The organism is Bradyrhizobium sp. STM 3566, from assembly GCF_045571445.1.
GTDB lineage: Bacteria > Pseudomonadota > Alphaproteobacteria > Rhizobiales > Xanthobacteraceae > Bradyrhizobium > Bradyrhizobium vignae.
Genome location: NZ_CP120692.1, coordinates 7,445,316 through 7,459,543, shown reverse-complemented (window position 1 = coordinate 7,459,543; position 14,228 = coordinate 7,445,316). Strand labels below are relative to the sequence as shown.

The window sequence follows — 14,228 nt, the reverse complement described above, 5'->3', positions numbered from 1 at the left end:
CAAAGGTGTGTGCGGGGCTTCTGCTGCGAAGCAATAGCGGAAATCGGAGGAACGTCTACCTCTCGGGCGCGGTCGTGAATGACCCTGACAGACTTGGACCCGGGAACTCGGGCGTCCGATTTACGTTTTAGATCAAAAGATACGTCGCTCCGGAGCGCAGCATGGCAGCATCAGACATGGCTTCGCAGTCCGACCTTCTTCCCCCGATCTATTGGCCGTCACGCCGGCAGGATCGCCTCGCATTCGAACGCGCGAAGGCCGTCGTGGAAATGGCGCAACAGGTGCTTCAGCAGTGTCCTGAGCCGGACACGTTCCTCGGCCGCAAAACCCAAGAACCGTTCCCCCAGGAAGAGAATTGAGTTTGATATTCGTCAAACCAGGTCGCGCAAACTCGTGTATGGTTTTGGAAAGGATCGCGAGATGCACCTGCGCCACTTGCGAGAGGCCGAACGGCACGTAGCTGAGGGCGAGCAACACATCGCGGCTCAGGAAGAGCGCATAGCTCTCTTGGATCGGGCCGGCTACGAGACCAAGCTTGCGCGAGAACTGTTAGCCACGTTCCGAGCTGGCCTAGCTTCGCACATCGCGCACCGCGACCTCATCATCGATGAGATCAATCGGTCCTAAGTTCAACTTTGAACAATCTCGCCCTGCGGTGGTTTCTCCCTAGGAGAACTATGGAGGCGAGCCATGGCTGATCGTGATCGCATCTACAGGCCGGTCAATGAAATTGACGCAGAGCACAAGGCACAGGCCCGAAAGGCAGTGAAGGACGCTCGCGAAGCCTTAAGAGAGGCGGTCCCCGACACCTTCCTAGGCCGCAAAACGCACGAGCCGTTCCCGATGCAGGACGACGAGTAAGGCCGCCTCAGTTACCACCCCTCCATTGATCTAGCGCAACGGTCCAGCCGTCTCCCCGGTGACGCTGGGCCATGACCGAGCCAGACAAACAGAGCGAGGTGCAGGAGACCAAGCCGTCACGGCTGGGCGAGGCACGGCGCATCATTGAGGAGTACGCAGCCGAGCTGCGCGCGATCATCCAGAAGCTACGCCGCAAGATGAACTGAGGCCGCCTGAGTTGGCGGCCTACGTTGACTTCCGCTGCTGGCCCATCGCGACCACGCGCCGCGCCATGCGTTTTGTCGTGAACGGATCATAGCGGACATCGGCCATTTTCTGTCGTGTTGCACACTCTCCCGCCGTGACCTCGGCGGCGGCCGCCCCTTTAAGCCGAGCAGTTTGAACTCGGACGGGTTGGGCTGATCGAATTAGTCATCCGTGAAGAGCGGCTAAGCGATTGAGCTGGAATCGCATTTGTGGTTGCGGGGTGTTTTAGGATTGCAGGGTTTTGATGCTTCGGGCATCGGAACCTTGCAATTTCATTTTCAGGATTCCGTCGAATCGCCAGACATGATTCGGTGGCCGCATCGGAGGTGGCGATGCGACCGAAGAAGCACAGGACGACGGGATCGGGCGATCTGTTCCGGGCCAGGCTGGACCAGATCATCAACATGAAGCACGAGCTGGTTCAGCTCGCTGGCAAGGTCGATTGGGACTGGATCGACGGCGAGATCGCGCCGCTCTACAGCGAGAACGGCCGGCCCGGCATCGCGACCCGCTTCGTGATCGGGCTGCTGCTGCTCAAGCACATTTACGGCCTGTCCGATGAGGGGGTCTGCGAGCGCTGGGTCCACGACCCATATTTCCAGTACTTCACCGGCGAAGAGTTCTTCCAGCACGCCTTCCCGCACGAGCGCTCGGACCTGAGCCACTGGCGCAAGCGGCTCGGCGACAAGCTGGAACTGCTGCTGGCCGAGAGCCTGCGGGTGGCGCACGAGGCCGGCGCGTTACGCGGCCAAGACCTCAAGCGGGTCACAGTCGATACCACGGTGCAGCCAAAGGCCATCACCTTCCCGACCGATGCCAAGCTGCTGCACGCGGCGATCAAGGGGCTCAACCGTCTGGCGAGGAAGCACGGGATCAGGCTGCGGCAGTCCTATCTTCGCATTGCCAAGACCGCGGCCATGATGGCTTCCCGCTACGCCCATGCCAAGCAATTCAAACGGCATCAGCGGCAGTTGCGCATCCTGCGCAGCCGGTTGGGCCGGATCATCCGCGATATCCGCCGCAAGATCGAAGCTCAGGCCGTGCTCGAGAACGCCTTCGCCCTGCCGCTCAGCCGGGCCGCGCAGATCCGCTCGCAGCAGCAGCGCCAGCGCGGCTGGAAGCTGTATTCCTTCCATGCTCCGGAGGTCGAGTGCATCGGCAAGGGCAAAGCAGCCGCGCCTTACGAGTTCGGTGTTGTGAGTGGCGGAGTAATTCTCCCCACTTATGGCATTTGAAAATTCCCCAGTTTTCGCGACGGCCGACCGGCCAGGGCATGCCCTGGCCGGTCGGCCGTCGCGTCGAATCGCCGACGTTCCTCCTGCAGGCGGAAGGGAGGGCGCGGTGCTCAAACTTGGGGAACTTGTCATGATCCTGGATTTGCATCGCCAAGGTCTGTCGGTCAGCGCTATCGCCCGGCAACTTGGTGTCGATCGAAAGACAGTCAGGGCCTACATCGCCAAAGGATTGGAGCCGCCGGTCTACAAAAAGCGAGCGGTGCGGCCCGGAATTGTCGACCACTTCGAAGCTTATTTGCGTGAGCGGCTGGCTGCCTATCCTGCGCTCACCGCCGTGCGGCTGTGGCGTGAGCTCAAGGAACGCGGCTTCGTCGGCGGCTACAGCATCGTACGCGATCGCGTGCGCGAGCTGCGGCCTGCCCAGCCGGCAGCCTTCGAAGTGCGTTTTGAAACTCCAGCAGGTGAGCAGGCGCAAGTCGACTTCGCCAGGTTCGAGGTCCAGTTTGTCGATGAGCCAGGAGTCAAGCGCATCGTCTGGCTGTTCTCGATGGTGCTCGGCTACTCACGACTGATCTGGGCGCGGTTCGTTGTCCATCAGGACCTGCAAACAGTGCTTCGCTGCCATATCGCCGCTCTGGAAGCGATCGGCGGCGCTCCGCGCGAGATCCTCTACGACCGCATGAAGACCGCTGTCCTTGGCCAGGACGCCGAGGGGCTCGTGGTCTACAACCGCGCGCTGGTCGATCTCGCTCGCCATTATGGCTTCCAGCCGCGCGCTTGCCGGCCTTATCGGCCCAAGACAAAAGGCAAGGTCGAGCGGCCATTCCGCTACATCCGCGAGGACTTCTTCCTCGGCGGGGTCTTCCGCAATCTGGACGACCTCAACGGCCAGCTCCGCCATTGGCTGGATACCGTCGCCAATCCGCGGGTGCATGCCACGACCCATCGGGTCGTCAATGAGGCCTTCGCCGAGGAAAAGGCGGCACTGCAAGCCTTGCCGAGCGCGCCCTACCGGGCGGTGTTGCATCTGGAGCGACGGGCCTCGCACGAAGGCATGGTGAGCGTCGGCGGCAATCTGTACAGCGTGCCTGATACGACGCGGCGGCGGGTCTTCGACGTCCACGTCCTCGCCGACGAAATCCGCATCTTCGAGGGCAGCGTGCTGGTGGCAAGTCATGCCCCGCTCGAAGGTCGGGGCCAGAAGCGGCTCGATCCGGCACATCGCAAGCTCGCCAGCTTCGGCCGACGCCGTCCAGGCAGTGCAGAACCCGTCACCCTCACGCGCGCCGGTGACCACGCCGTTCGTCGCTCGCTTGACTTCTACGCGGCCGTCGGTCGCCGCCTGGCAGCCCAGGAGATCGTATGATGAGTGCTTCCTCCGTCATCGAGCGCGTCAAGACCAACCTGGTCAGTCTGAAGATGCCGCGCGCCCTGGAAATCCTCGATGTCACCCTGCGCGGCCTCGAACGCGGCGAAATTAGCGCCCTCGACGCCATCGATGCCTTGCTCACCGAAGAACTCACGATGCGCGAGAACCGTCGCATCAAAATGGCGGTTCAAATGGCCAAGTTGTCGGCCATCAAGACGCTCGCCGGCTTCGACTTCGCCTTCCAACCGTCGCTCGACAAAAACCGCGTCCTGGCGCTCGCCGGATTGCAGTTCATTAATCGGGCCGAGGCGGTCCATCTCATCGGGCCACCAGGAACCGGCAAGACCCATTTGAGCCTCGCTCTCGGCGTGGAGGCCGTTAAGGCAGGGCGCAGCGTCTACTTCAGCTCCCTCGCCGATATCGTCGCCTCGCTCGCCAAGGCCGAACGTGACGGCGCTCTGCGCGAGCGGATCCGCTACTACTGCCGGTTCGCGCTGCTCATCGTCGATGAAATCGGCTACCTCCCGGTCACTCCCGGTGGCGGCAACTTGTTCTTCCAGCTCGTCAACGCCCGATATGAAAAAGGCGCTATGATCCTAACCTCGAACCGCGGCTTCGCCGAGTGGGGAGAGATCTTCGGCGATTCCGTCGTCGCTACCGCGCTGCTCGATCGCCTGCTTCACCACGCCGTCGTCATCCAAATCGAGGGCTCGAGCTATCGCCTACGCGAACATGCTGATCTCGTCCCCGAGACGATCCGACACAAAACGCAGGCAACCGCGAACCCCATTCCCCCGACCCTGAAACGGCGGGGCCGTCCACCAAAAGACGGAGGTGCTGATCACGTCGACGGCTGATCGCCATCCCGCCAACTGGGGAATTTTGCGGCGCCACTTCTGAGGAGATTCCGTGCGCCGTTGACAGGTGTCAAAGCCTCCATCGTCACCAACAACCGCCGTGCTCCCGGCGGCCTGTTCGTGCTGCACGCCAGGGCGCTACCCGATAACCCGTACGACGGTCACACCCTGCGGGACGTCATCGACCGCACCGAGACACTCACCGGCTGTCCGATCGAGCGGGCCTATGTCGACAAGGGATACCGCGGCCATGACGCGCAGAACCCGCGCCGTGTCTTCATCTCCGGCCAGAAGCGCGGCGTCTTCGGTATCATCAAGCGCGAGCTGCGCCGCCGCTCCGCCATCGAACCCGTCATCGGACACCTGAAGGCCGATGGTCACCTCGGCCGCTGCTACCTCAAAGGCCGCGCCGGCGATGCCGCCAACGTCATCCTCTCTGCCGTCGGTCACAACTTCCGCCGCATCCTCGCCTGGCTGAGGGTTCTTTGGTGCCTCTTCCTGGCCACCCTCATCGCAGCCATCAGCGACCGCTCACCGCTGCAATCGGCTTCTTAACGGACGACGAATTAGGATCCAGTGCTGTCGGAGAGGCTCATTTTGGGGGCCTCAACAGTGCCCCCTCCACTTGCCGACCGCCACACCGTCCACGGGGTGCCTCAAGGGAAGCCTCCGGCGTCGCCGTGCCCGTCAGTCCTCAAGAGCCCGGTAAACCGACGCCCGACCGATCTTAAGGGCCTTCGCTATGGCTGACGCGCCCATGCCCTCAGCCTTCAGCGCCTTCACTCTTGCAGCGTCGATGGAAGGCTTACGGCCTTGGTACACTCCCCGTGCCTTAGCCTCTGCGATGCCCTCAAGCTGCCGCTCTCTGCGGAGGTTCGTCTCAAACTCGGCGAACACACCGAGCATGTCCAGGAAGCACTTGCCCGCCGCTGTGCTGGTGTCGATGGGTTGCTCTGTGGCTCTCAGAGAAGCGCCGCGCGCCTTCACCGTGCGCACAATGTCTTGCAGGTCTCCGATGCTGCGCGCGAGCCGGTCTATCCGGGTGACCATCAGGACGTCCCCCGTGCGCAGGAAATCGAGCACCGTACGAAGCTCCTCCCGGCCTGTGGTGGTGGTGCCGCTGCGTTTCTCTGAGCGGATCAGGTCGCAACCTGCTGCCCGCAAGGCATTCTCTTGGACGTCGAGGTTCTGATCGGTGGTGCTTACGCGAGCGTATCCGATGACGGTCATCCTGAGCCTTTTGTCTCGTTAGGGTTCAGACCATGAGAGAATGTCGCCTCACAACTGAGAAGTCAACCCTATTGAGACATGATATGTGTCTCAGCTCGTTGTCTCACACAGGTAGACCCCAGAGACACACCGAACCCGCATACTCCCTTGGGGATCTAAACCTACTGGGAGTTGCGCGGAACTGTGGGTTCACGCTACTTCAGTGCCCAAATGGCTCTCATTCGCCCTCGCCTTACCGAGTTCCACGGTGTCGACGTTGCTCAAGCCAACGTTGATTTCGCCATTCCCTTCCTCGAAGAGGACCTACCCCTCTACGTCGATCCATTCCTGCTCTGGAAGTCGCCCTCGTTGCAGGATCAATCACTTCACGGCGCCATGATAGCCGCGTTCAACCGACTGGGAATGCTCTCGCAACGGGGGCAAGCGGAGTTGGCTGTTCAGACCATCCAACAGATGTCCGAATGCGAAGAAGTTGGACTGGGCGGCGCTGCGACGAAAAAGGGCAAACGTATCGGTTTGGACGTCGCACAAGAGATACTGAGCCTGTTTCAAAGGATCCCGCTCTACTCGGCGGGGTTCACGCATTTCGAAGAAATCCAGCTGTTTGTAGATGGTATTTCAAAGGACAGAGTGAGCGACATCGCCTGTAGCTTGCTCAAGTCGTTCTTGATCGACTACACAATCGAGCAGTGCGACAAGCTGCGGATACCTCGGTCGAAGACGAAATTGGCCAGTGTCTACGACCATCAGTCACACAAACTCAGTCAGATTGACGATATCGAGCTACCGGTAGACCCGGCCAGTGGCTCTCCCATTTTGCTCGTGCCGAAGCGGTGGCTGCGACATTCGCCTTGGATTGGATTTGATGACTACTTCAAAAACTATATCCCGAAGGATGATCAGCACAACAAGGTGGTTTGGGATCGCGTCGCGCTATTGAACTTCAACAGAAATAACTATGGCGTTGTTCAAGAGTATATCGCGTTCAAGGAGCGAACCTCGGCGGATTGTGCGGTCGATCCTCTGTTCTTGCAACTCCCGTTAATCTCCGCGAAGCGAAAACTAGCGGCTTTAAAAAAGCTACCCAGTGGCAAGGACCAAAACTCTGATCGCAAGTATGAGGACCTAGTTGTCGAGTTACTCGCCACCATGTTCTATCCACATCTTGACTATGCGGCTGATCAGGTTCGTACCGACAGCGGCGCCCAAATTAGAGACCTGATCTTCTATATGAACCGCGAAGTAGATTTCCTGAGCGACATTTTTTGCGGACTACGGCACGCGGCAGCTCGTTTGCGAGATCAAGAATGTGCGCCAAATCGAGCGGGAGCACATCAACCAGCTTAACCGCTATCTGTCGGATGAATTTGGGCGTTTTGGTGTATTCGTAACGCGCAATCCCCTGCTGAGAGCAATGCGCAAGAACACCATTGATCTGTGGTCAGGCCAACGGCGCTGCATCATTCCGATCACGGACGAAGACCTCTCCGTGATGGTGGACCTGTTCGAGGAGAAACGACGGCCTCCTTTGGACGTGCTGAAAAGAAGCTATTTAACTTTCAAACGGGAGTGCCCCACATGACCGCAGAGGAGGTGGAGCAGTTTAGGAAAATGGCCGCTCAACTTGAGGCCCTGCATCAAGAGGCAACCGCAGCGTCCAAGAAACAACCAGATAAGCCGGTTAGCAAGTTCAAGGTAGAGCTTGCAAACTCGGTGCTGGAAACGGCCAAACAGGTGCTTGGGACGTCGGCGCCCACGTTGAGCTTCGAGAGATTTGATACGGACGACCTCCCCTCAAACAGTGACGTCAGCTTCGTCGTGAGCCAGTTTGTCGAGTGCGCGGAGAAGGTTAAAGCGCAGAATATCAAACGGCACTTCAATGGCGTGTGGTATTGGGTGGTCGATAATGCAACTTCCGACATTGTTGCCGTGGCACCCAAGGGAGTGCGCTGAATGGGGCTTTCATCCGACTGGCCGAAGACTACCGCTGACAAGGTGGCCGAGTATGCCACGCTCAACCCCCTCCTTGATGCTATGTACAAAGAGTTTCAGGAACTGTCCCGGAAGAAGCCCGATGGTCAAGTTGGGCAAACGAAAGCGCGGATGGTGAACAGGCTGCTGAAGGCCATCCACCAGCTATTGGACGGAGAGCCCAACCGTAGCTATCTCGACGAACTCAACGAGGACGATCTGCCGCAAAACAGCGATGTCGTGCTCATACTCAGCCAGACAGCTGCGGCCATGAATGCCTTCGAACGGAAATACTATCGGTGGGATGGCTCGGAACGCATCTGGTCGGTCTAACTTCACCTGATGCGGCTTGCCGGTGGTCACATGCGGTGGTACGAAGGGCATAGGCAGCTCGCGTTTTTCTGTTGATTTTTCAACGTGGAAGCCGCGCTTTGGTCGCCTCGTTCCGGGCGCGCCATTCTTCGGCGGAAGGTCAGGACAAGGCAGCATCTGGTCGCCAGACCGGCTCGAGACCGGATGGCCGCGCCGTGTGAGGAGCTGGATGAGGATATCGCAGGCGTTCAAGTTCGAAGCGGCGCATCGGCTGCCAAACGTGCCCGAGACTCACCGGTGCAGCCGGCTGCATGGTCATTCCTATCGGGTCGAGGTCCAGTTGGACGGTCCGGTGGACCCGCACACCGGCTTCGTCGCGGACTTCTTCGATATCGAGAAAAGCTTCGCCGACATCATGGCCGCGCTGGACCACCACTGCCTGAACGAGGTCGATGGGCTCGCGAACCCGACCGCCGAGAATATCGCGGTCTGGATCTGGGATCGGTTGCAGCCGAGCCTACGGCAGCTGTGGGCGGTCCGCGTCTACGAGACGGCGGACTGCTGGGCCGAATATCAGGGGCGGTGACGGCGGCCCTGCCCGGGCCTCACTATGGTGTCGTGCCCATCTTCGCCGGTTATGGCGCGGTTGCACTTCTTGCGCTGCTGCACCCTGGCGATCCGCGGCCCGTTGGCCTTCCCTGCGGAGCGACCACTCTATTCAGGGCTCTCGTCGGGGGCCGATGGGACGTGCCGTCGAAAATCCATTCTGTCATGGAAGCAAGACGGCGCCATCGGGTCGGACGAAGCCCCTCACTCGTGGACGGCGAGAACGGTCAGGCCTCTGGTGCGTTTGTCGGGCGTCTCGAATTCGATCCGCTGTCCGGCCGAGAGGCCGATCAGCGCCGCTCCGACGGGCGTCAGGATCGAGATCCGGTTGAGCTCGATATTCGCCTCGTGCGGATAGACGAGCACGATCTCCCGCCTCGCGCCGGTCTCGTCATCGCGATAGGTCACTTTCGACCCCATCCTGATCACGCCTTGCAAGTCGTTCTCTTCCGTGACCGTCGCACGTTCCAGCTCCCGCGCCAGGAATTGGGCGACACGGGGAAACAGATCCATCGTTGAATTCGCCAGCGCGCTGAGGCGTCGCGATTCGGCTTCTGCGATCTTGATCGGCGGCAACGCCGGCTGTTCTCGCCGAGTCCCGGCGTCGAAGTTGCGCATTGAACTCTCCTATGCTGCAGTTGGTCCAGGATCGTCATCGAACGGCTCGCCTCGCCGAGCCCTCCGGAAGAGGGGCACGACGTTCGGGCCTGATCGGGTCACGTTCTGAACCCTGACGACGTTCAGGCAGCCGGCAACGACGTACGGCATTTGATCGCCTGCCTTCAGTCCGATCAAAGCCGCCCCCAGGGGTGTCAGGACTGAAATGCGGGCGGGATCCGACGAGCACTCCTCGGGCCACATTAATTGCACCGTGCCGGGCGGAGCGCCCCGGTTCGTGCAATAGGTGACCCACGATCCCACGGTCACCAGCGAGCGGAGATCGTCCGACTCGTCCGGCACGATCTCGGCCCGGTTGATCTCACCCATGAGGAAGATGCCGTCCAAGTCCCCTTTTTCGGCGGCACGGCGCGCAAGCTGTTCGAGCCGCGGATAGTCAGATGCGATGAGCGCGATTCTTGGAAGAGGGAGCACGGCACACTCCTTCGGCTTCAATACGACCTCTCGGGTGGAGGCCACGAAAGCTGGAAAAGAGCCCGGACGGCGCGAACACCGTCCGGCTAACCGCCTGCTTGGAGGCGGCCGGCGTGAAGACCAAAACGCGCGGTGCGCGCATCTATGTCGACGACATATGCCATGACATGCGCACTATAGTGATTCATTCCGCTGGAAACATTGCGGCGAAACCGCACAGCCGCAAGCGATTGCAGGTTCCAGTCGCGGCATGCGCCCACCGATGCCGATGTACTTCATCCGCTTCGCAGCACCTCCATGCACTTGGCCGCGAACGCGTTGAGGTACGCGCCAAGCTCGCTCGCCAGCGCGTCGGAGCGCTCGACGTTCTGCAGGCTCATGTTGAGTGCGTAGACCGGAAGCCCGTCCAGCACGATGGGCGTTGCGACGGCAAGAACGGCGGGCTGCCACGACACCGCACAATAGCCGTCGCGTTGGACGGAGCTGATCGATCTCCTGATGTCCGCAAGCAGCGCCTTGGTCGCGGCAGCGCTGCGCCGTCTGAACAGTTTCAGCAATCGCTCGCGCTCGGGCTCTGGAATGCCGGCGAGATAGGCGCGGCCGAGCGAGGTCAGCTCCATCGGGACCTGCTGGCCGGCGACGACGTTGCGCAGCGCCGCGCGCGGGCTGTAGCGGATCGACTCCAGATAAACCATCATGGTTCTATCAGCCGTCGCGAGCCCGACGTTCAGCCGGCGCTTGGCCGATTCCGCCCGCATCATCGGGCCGATCGCATTGAGCACGGGTGATCCCGTGCGCATGGCATGGCCGATGCTGATGACGGACGCCGCAAGGCGGTAGGTCCGCTGGCTGCGGACCTCGTCGAGCATTCCGGAATTGACCAGCGTTCGTGTCAACCGGCTGACCGTCGATCGCGGCAATCCGGTTCGCTCCGCAATCTCGCCGTTGCCCAGCGTGTCGACGCCGGGCCGGAAAGCCCTGATGATCTCGATGCCCCTTTCGAGCGACCGGTTGCCATCAACCCCGCCCGCATATCTGCGCATCTGTGCCACATCCATCCTCCCCGCCATTTCCACTCAGTGGAATTAAGGGGATGTCCGGGGGGTGCAAGCCGCTATCGGTGATCGATCCGACGCCAGCCACGGAGCTTGCCATGTCCTATCAGCTCATGTCCTATCAGCTCATCGAATTTTCCGTCGAGGCCGGTGTTGCGACGATCGCCTTCAACCGGCCGGAACGGCGCAATGCCATGAGCGACGACATGCGCGCAGGCGCGGCGCCTGCGATCAGCGATCTCCTGGGCGGGCAGATCGACGTGATGTTCACAACCGTGGCCAGCGCGGCCTCGCTGGTGGCTGCGGGGCAGCTCCGGGCGCTGGCCGTCACATCGGCTGAACGTTCAGCCGCGTTCCCGCAATTGCCGACCGTTGCTGAGGCGGGAGTGCCCGGCTACGCCGCCGAGTCCTGGTATGGACTGTACGCGCCGGCCAAGACACCCGCGCCGGTGATTGCGCGCCTGAACCAGGCGGTCGCGAAGGCCGTTCAGTCCGGCGCCTTCAAGCAGCTGGAGGCCAACGAAGGTCTCATCATGGTCGGCAGCGCTCCCGAACAGCTCGATCGCTATGTTGGGCAGGAGGAGGACCGCTGGCGCAAGCTGGTCAAGGACGCGAACATCGAGGTGCAATAGTCCAGGGGATTCCGTCGCCGGGAAGCGGATCGGAAAGGTTCCGGGGCCTTTGGGCGCAAGCCACCGCCCTTCGCCGACGAGCTGATCGTAAGCCTTGTGCAGGGGCGCCGCGTTCGCGCACTGCGGCGGACCGCCAGTTCAAGATGCGCTCGACACGACATCCCGAACGAGGGACCTCGCGACGTCCGGGTCCGCGTGGGCGATTGTGGCCATGACGAAAGCGACCGTCACGTCGACGATCAGCCGATATGACGAGGCTCAATCTATCCTTGCTGGATCGGGGATTCGGACGATCCCTCCGCCGCCAATTTTTCGACATCGAGCGGCTTGCTGACAATCTTCAACGAGCCGTCGGGATTGCGCGGCCACTCTTCCTCAGGTCGATCCCAGTAGAGCTCGACGCCATTGCCGTCCGGGTCGCGGAGATAGATCGCCTCCGAACCACCGTGGTCGCTCGCACCGGTGAGCTGGACGGCCGCTGCTCGGAGGCGGCGGAGTGCGTCGCCGAGCGCGGCTCGCGTCGGATAGACAAAGGCAACGTGGTGGAGGCCCGTCGATCCTTCAGGTGGCGGCGAACCGCCCCGGCTCTCCCAGGTGTTGATCGCGACGTGGTGATGATAGCCGCCGGCGGCGAGGAACGCTGCTTCGTTGCCAATCAGTCCGTGCAGGCCGAAGCCGAGCACCCCGCAATAGAACGCAAGTGATCGCTCGAGGTCCGCTACCTTCAGATGAACATGCCCGACGCGGACGCGCGGGTCGATCGGTTCGCTGTCGGCCACCGGCGTGATCAGTCCCGTCATCCTTCAGCTCCTTAAAGCATGATCCGGAAAAGTGTGCAGCGGTTTTCCGAAAGGATCATGCTCAAACAACAACCTGAAGCGCGATGGTGATTCATCCTGATCCCATCGCGGTTTAGGGCCTTCCCCGATCGAAGCAGATCGCAGAAGCCGTTTCGCGGCAAGTCAGGATAATCTGGAATTACTGTCCATAATTCTGCATAATGAACGGCAATGCGCATCGATGAGATCAGTGTCTTCGTCCAGGTGCTGGAGGCAGGCAGCTTTGCCGGCGCTGCCCGAAGGCTCCGCATGCCCGCCAGCACGGTGAGCGCAAAGGTGGCGGCGCTCGAACAGCGCCTCGGTGTCAGCCTGATCCGGCGTACGACCCGCAAGCTCCGCGTCACGCCGGCGGGCCAGGCTTATTTTGAACGGTGCCGCGCCGGGCTTCGTGAGATCGAGGCAGCCGAAGCTGCAATTACGTCGGAGGCGGGAAGCCTCAGTGGCCTCCTTCGGCTCACAGCGGCCGTCGACATCGCGCAAAGTCTACTGCCGCCCATCATCAGCACGTTTCGCGAAACGTTCCCGATGGTGAAAATCGAGCTGATTGTAACGGACCGGATCGTCGACATGATCGCCGAAGGCGTCGATCTCGCCATCCGGGTCGGCCCGCTGCGCGATTCCAGCCTGGTGACCAGGTCTTTTGTGACGGGCCCGTCGGGACTGTTTGCAAGCCAACACTATCTCGACCGACGCGGCGTCCCCAGTCATGTGGATGATCTCAAACACCACGACCTGATTGGATTCGGCAAGCCTTGGGCCCGTCCTCTGCCCATGCTGATGGGAAAGCGGAAGGTCAGCATCGATCTATCGGGCGACCTGACCTGCGATGACCTGTTGACGGTAAGAACCTTCGTCGCGATGGGACTGGGGATCGGATTCCTGCCGGCCTTTTTCGCAGACCAACAACGGCTAGTGCGCGTGCTGCCAGCTCTTCGCTCGCCCCTGACCGGACTCTATTTCGCCTACCCTGCGCAGAAATACGTGGCAGCGCGGGTCAAAAGGTTCATCACCTTTGCAGTCACGAGTGTGAGCCGCCTGCGCCTGCATCCGTAGTCTCGGCGGCGCGTTGATCGCTTCGATCGGAATGCCGGTGCTTGCCCAGAGCCTTCGCCGCGGGTGATCGGCCTTCACCGCAGGCCCTGTTCGTCGATCAGAATGCGGTGGATCTCGATGCGTTCGGGCAGCTCGATCAGGAATTCCGCGTCGCGTGCGAGATGATGGACCTTGGTCGGCTCGCCCTTGGTGAAAGCCGTCATGGCTGCGATGTCCGGCCAGTAGGAGATGGTCGTGAACCATGTCTCCTCACCGCGGTCCTCGCGCAATTGCTGCACACCGAGCGCGGTCTTCAGCAGCGGCGGAATGCCCTCCGCTTGCAGATAGGCCTGGTAGGCGTCGGCGGCGTCGCGGCGGGTGCGGCCGCGCCAGATGCGGGCGATGGTCGGTTTGGTCGGCATGATCGACTCCCTTGCGGGCGAACGCCGTGCTGCGCGCTCCCGTTCCAGCGTCTCCATGTCGCGGCCGCCGCCAGCCGCTCGGCATGTGGTGCCCGGTTGCCGCGGCGTATACCGGCGTCTTCACGCTCGGTGGCCGGTTCTTGGCGGCGCCGCCGCGAATATGCCGTGGTGTCGGAGAATTGCGTCACGCCCGTTCCCGCCTCGATCGATCGCACCAGCGCGCCGCTGCTCGGCTGCGCGGTGACGACCGCGCTCGGTGTCGTCAACAACGATGCGCAGATCGCCATTGGCGAAGCCGTCGTCGTTTTCGGGGCCGGCGGCGTCGGATTGAACATCGTGCAATTTGCCGCGATGGCCGGCGCCGGCATGGCCGAGCCGCGTGCCATGATGGCTTCGCGCGGCCGTAACCGGCGGTTAACCATGGATATTTACGGTGTGACAAGCCTCTGAGCTTTGACAGTCAAGTTGA

General features: G+C 61.5%; 19 protein-coding genes and 2 pseudogenes. 15 read left to right on the top strand and 6 right to left on the bottom strand.

The genetic code is table 11. The features are described from left to right. Positions 1-161 precede the first annotated feature (161 nt). From P6U27_RS35450 to P6U27_RS35420, 7 genes and pseudogenes are all read left to right on the top strand, one after another. Positions 162-359 (top strand): hypothetical protein, encoded by a 198-nt coding sequence (locus tag P6U27_RS35450; protein WP_407120229.1) that lies wholly within the window; start codon positions 162-164, stop codon positions 357-359. A 331-nt stretch (positions 360-690) separates the two neighbouring features. After that, positions 691-861, top strand: a complete 171-nt coding sequence (locus tag P6U27_RS35445) for a hypothetical protein (protein ID WP_407193468.1) — start codon at positions 691-693, stop codon at positions 859-861. Positions 862-932: 71 nt separating this feature from the next. After that, entirely contained in the window at positions 933-1,067 is a 135-nt protein-coding gene (locus P6U27_RS35440; RefSeq protein ID WP_407193467.1) for a hypothetical protein, read from the top strand. A 372-nt stretch (positions 1,068-1,439) separates the two neighbouring features. Continuing rightward, positions 1,440-2,303: pseudogene (locus P6U27_RS35435) on the top strand (IS5 family transposase); the annotation flags it as partial. A gap of 145 nt (positions 2,304-2,448) precedes the next feature. After that, complete coding sequence (istA, locus tag P6U27_RS35430; RefSeq protein ID WP_122402137.1) at positions 2,449-3,708, top strand: IS21 family transposase; 1,260 nt, start codon at positions 2,449-2,451, stop codon at positions 3,706-3,708. Next, positions 3,705-4,568: an IS21-like element helper ATPase IstB gene (gene istB / locus P6U27_RS35425; protein ID WP_407120139.1), complete on the top strand. Its 864-nt coding sequence runs from the start codon at positions 3,705-3,707 to the stop codon at positions 4,566-4,568. Before istA ends, istB begins: the two co-directional genes overlap by 4 nt. A gap of 66 nt (positions 4,569-4,634) precedes the next feature. After that, positions 4,635-5,123: pseudogene (locus P6U27_RS35420) on the top strand (IS5/IS1182 family transposase); the annotation flags it as partial. 132 nt (positions 5,124-5,255) lie between these two features. On the opposite strand, the gene P6U27_RS35415 reads toward P6U27_RS35420, so the two are convergent. Further along, entirely contained in the window at positions 5,256-5,798 is a 543-nt protein-coding gene (locus tag P6U27_RS35415; protein WP_407193466.1) for a recombinase family protein, read from the bottom strand. A 210-nt stretch (positions 5,799-6,008) separates the two neighbouring features. Here P6U27_RS35415 and P6U27_RS35410 point away from each other — a divergent pair, with 210 nt between their 5' ends. The 5 genes from P6U27_RS35410 to queD all read left to right on the top strand — a co-directional run bounded on the left by P6U27_RS35410 (position 6,009) and on the right by queD (position 8,667). Continuing rightward, on the top strand, positions 6,009-7,145 hold the full coding sequence (locus P6U27_RS35410; protein ID WP_407193465.1) for a hypothetical protein: 1,137 nt from the start codon (positions 6,009-6,011) through the stop codon (positions 7,143-7,145). Continuing rightward, complete coding sequence (locus P6U27_RS35405; protein ID WP_407193464.1) at positions 7,108-7,380, top strand: hypothetical protein; 273 nt, start codon at positions 7,108-7,110, stop codon at positions 7,378-7,380. The genes P6U27_RS35410 and P6U27_RS35405 overlap by 38 nt, the downstream gene beginning before the upstream one ends. Beyond that, the gene (locus tag P6U27_RS35400) at positions 7,377-7,751 is read left to right on the top strand and encodes a hypothetical protein (protein ID WP_407193463.1); all 375 of its coding nucleotides are present in this window, start codon (positions 7,377-7,379) and stop codon (positions 7,749-7,751) included. The genes P6U27_RS35405 and P6U27_RS35400 overlap by 4 nt, the downstream gene beginning before the upstream one ends. Beyond that, a complete protein-coding gene (locus P6U27_RS35395; RefSeq protein WP_407193462.1) occupies positions 7,752-8,102 on the top strand; it encodes a hypothetical protein in 351 nt (116 codons plus the stop codon). 208 nt (positions 8,103-8,310) lie between these two features. Then, positions 8,311-8,667, top strand: coding sequence for a 6-carboxytetrahydropterin synthase QueD (gene queD, locus P6U27_RS35390; RefSeq protein ID WP_122405997.1), 357 nt, complete (start codon positions 8,311-8,313; stop codon positions 8,665-8,667). 224 nt (positions 8,668-8,891) lie between these two features. Here queD and rnk read toward each other — a convergent pair whose 3' ends face one another. The 3 genes from rnk to P6U27_RS35375 form a co-directional block, all read right to left on the bottom strand. Next, positions 8,892-9,305, bottom strand: coding sequence for a nucleoside diphosphate kinase regulator (gene rnk, locus P6U27_RS35385; protein WP_122405996.1), 414 nt, complete (start codon positions 9,303-9,305; stop codon positions 8,892-8,894). 9 nt (positions 9,306-9,314) lie between these two features. After that, positions 9,315-9,800 (bottom strand): GreA/GreB family elongation factor, encoded by a 486-nt coding sequence (locus P6U27_RS35380; protein ID WP_209295464.1) that lies wholly within the window; start codon positions 9,798-9,800, stop codon positions 9,315-9,317. A gap of 254 nt (positions 9,801-10,054) precedes the next feature. Then, complete coding sequence (locus tag P6U27_RS35375; protein WP_129144556.1) at positions 10,055-10,831, bottom strand: IclR family transcriptional regulator; 777 nt, start codon at positions 10,829-10,831, stop codon at positions 10,055-10,057. Between the two features lie 101 nt (positions 10,832-10,932). Between P6U27_RS35375 and P6U27_RS35370 the strand changes: the two genes are divergently transcribed. Continuing rightward, the gene (locus P6U27_RS35370) at positions 10,933-11,466 is read left to right on the top strand and encodes a tripartite tricarboxylate transporter substrate-binding protein (RefSeq protein WP_407120655.1); all 534 of its coding nucleotides are present in this window, start codon (positions 10,933-10,935) and stop codon (positions 11,464-11,466) included. Between the two features lie 263 nt (positions 11,467-11,729). On the opposite strand, the gene P6U27_RS35365 is transcribed toward P6U27_RS35370, so the two are convergent. Next, the gene (locus P6U27_RS35365) at positions 11,730-12,266 is read right to left on the bottom strand and encodes a VOC family protein (protein WP_129144557.1); all 537 of its coding nucleotides are present in this window, start codon (positions 12,264-12,266) and stop codon (positions 11,730-11,732) included. Positions 12,267-12,476: 210 nt separating this feature from the next. On the opposite strand from P6U27_RS35365, the gene P6U27_RS35360 reads away from it, so the two are divergent. After that, entirely contained in the window at positions 12,477-13,358 is an 882-nt protein-coding gene (locus P6U27_RS35360; RefSeq protein ID WP_129144558.1) for a LysR family transcriptional regulator, read from the top strand. Between the two features lie 74 nt (positions 13,359-13,432). On the opposite strand, the gene P6U27_RS35355 is transcribed toward P6U27_RS35360, so the two are convergent. After that, entirely contained in the window at positions 13,433-13,759 is a 327-nt protein-coding gene (locus P6U27_RS35355) for a hypothetical protein (RefSeq protein ID WP_122406974.1), read from the bottom strand. A gap of 129 nt (positions 13,760-13,888) precedes the next feature. On the opposite strand from P6U27_RS35355, the gene P6U27_RS35350 reads away from it, so the two are divergent. Then, entirely contained in the window at positions 13,889-14,209 is a 321-nt protein-coding gene (locus P6U27_RS35350; protein WP_244607835.1) for a hypothetical protein, read from the top strand. Positions 14,210-14,228 lie beyond the last annotated feature (19 nt).